The 1,898-nt window shown below is 72.4% G+C and carries 1 protein-coding gene and 1 pseudogene; both read right to left on the bottom strand.

From position 1 onward, the window contains the following. Nucleotides 1-727: SDR family oxidoreductase (locus tag AC08ON_RS13725; RefSeq protein ID WP_476617103.1), on the bottom strand; the 727-nt coding region annotated here is incomplete at its 3' end. Between the two features lie 44 nt (nt 728-771). Then, nucleotides 772-1,536, bottom strand: a pseudogene (locus tag AC08ON_RS13720) ((Fe-S)-binding protein); the annotation flags it as partial. Nucleotides 1,537-1,898 lie beyond the last annotated feature (362 nt).

The raw sequence follows: 1,898 nt of genomic DNA, 5'->3' as shown, positions 1-1,898 counted from the left end.
GGGCGGGCGCGATCCGGTTGCCAAGGATGGTGGCGACGGTGGAGACGCCGACCCACATGCTGCGCCGTGGGTGCTCGGCCGCGTGGACCACCGCACGCGCGCCCACCTCGGGCTGGTAGATCGGCGGGACGGGCCGCGGGTGGTGACGCAGCCGGGAGAGCACCCAGTTGAACTGGACGGTGTTGAGCGCGGGCATGTGTACCATCACAACCCGCACGTTGCTGCCGTCGTGCAGCAGTTCGGTCAGCACCGACTCGGTGAAGCCGGCGATGGCGTGCTTGGCGCCGCAGTAGGCCGACTGCAACGGGATACCGCGGGAGGCGAGGGCGGAACCCACCTGGATGATCACCCCGTGGTCACGTGCCATCATGTGCCGCAGCGCCGCACGGGTTCCGTTGACATGGCCCAGGTAGGTGGTGACTGTGGCGCGTTCGAACTCCTCCGGGGTGATCTGGGGAAAGGGAGCGAAGACGCTGGCCATCGCGTTGTTGACCCAGACGTCGACCGGCCCCAGCTCCGCGCGCGCCCGCTCGGCGGCCTCCTGCACGGCCGCGGCGTCGGCGACGTCCGCGGGCAGCGCAAGGCCGCGCCGGCCCGCCGCCGCCACGTCCGCTACCGCACCGGCCAGACCATCCTCGCCACGGGCCAGGACACCCACGTCGTAGCCGCGGCGCGCGAACTGCCGGACGGTCGCCCGACCGAGCCCCGCCGAACCCCCGGTGACCACCACCACTCCGCGCCGGCCGCCCGGCTGGTCAGCTGATCTCCGCATCATCCCTCCGTCCGGTCCCGCGATACGTCCAGTGCCGCGATACGTCCAGTGCTCGGTTCGAGCCCGACGATCGGCGTCCCGGCCCGCAGGTACGGATGCAGCAGCCGGGTCGTGCGCCGCAGCACCCGCTGCGCGGTGGCCAGCTGGCCCGTGGAGATCCAGGTCAGGCCGCAGCACACCGTCCCGCCGGGCATCACGACCCGCCAGCCGGCATCCTCCAACACTTCGATCGCAGCCTGCCCGATGTGCGGGTGGAAGCGGTTGGTGAAGGTGTCCGGCCAGAGCACCACCTCGCCCCGCCGGCCGGATCCCCGCGGCCCGCGCCGGGCGTACCAGGCCTGCAGGGACTCGGACGCGAACGGCGGGATGGCCCGTGCCCGGGCCACCCCGCCGGCGAGCTTCACCAGGTCGGTGAGCCCGGGCGCGGTCGCGAGCGCCACCGTCCGGGGCGCCAGGGAAGCGAGCCTGGCGGCCAGCGGCAGCCATCCCATCGAGTAATGAGCCAGCGGCCGGATGCGCCCCGCATAGTGGTGGGCCAGAAACTCGGCCTTGTAGGTGGCCATGTCCACGTTCACCGGGCAGTCGCTCTTGCAGCCCTTGCAGGCCAGGCACAGGTCGAACGCGTCACGCACCGCTGTCGAGCGCCAGCCGTCGCGGATCGGCGAGTCCGGGTGGCCCGCCAGCATCTCGAACAGCAGCCGGGCTCGGTCCCGAGTCGAATGCTCCTCCTCCCGGGTGACCATGTAGGACGGGCACATCACGCCGCCGCGCTCACACCACCCGAACGCATCGCCCGGACCCGCCGTACCGGGTCAGGAAGCCGGACCGCGGTCATATCGGCCACCCCGCGCCCATTCCCGCGCCAGGCCTGATCCCCAGGTCGATCGGGAAGTCGCGCATACCCACCCCTCTCCTGCGAGCGTCCCGCACCGGCTCTCCGTCAGGCATTCTCCGCGCCAGGCACTCGACAGGCCACCGCCTCGGCCATTCCCGCACCGGCGACCGGCCAACCATCCGCCCCCACCCACGGACGCTCCCGGCTACACGCCGTCCTTACGGGTCACCGGCATCGCCCGGGCGACGCCAGCCGCGGCCAGCCCACTCGATCGAGATTGGGCGCCCCTGG

It is taken from the genome of Frankia sp. CoWAU3 (assembly GCF_977971855.1).
Note: the sequence above shows the minus strand (reverse complement) of the source record. Positions and strands in the feature narration are given on the sequence as shown.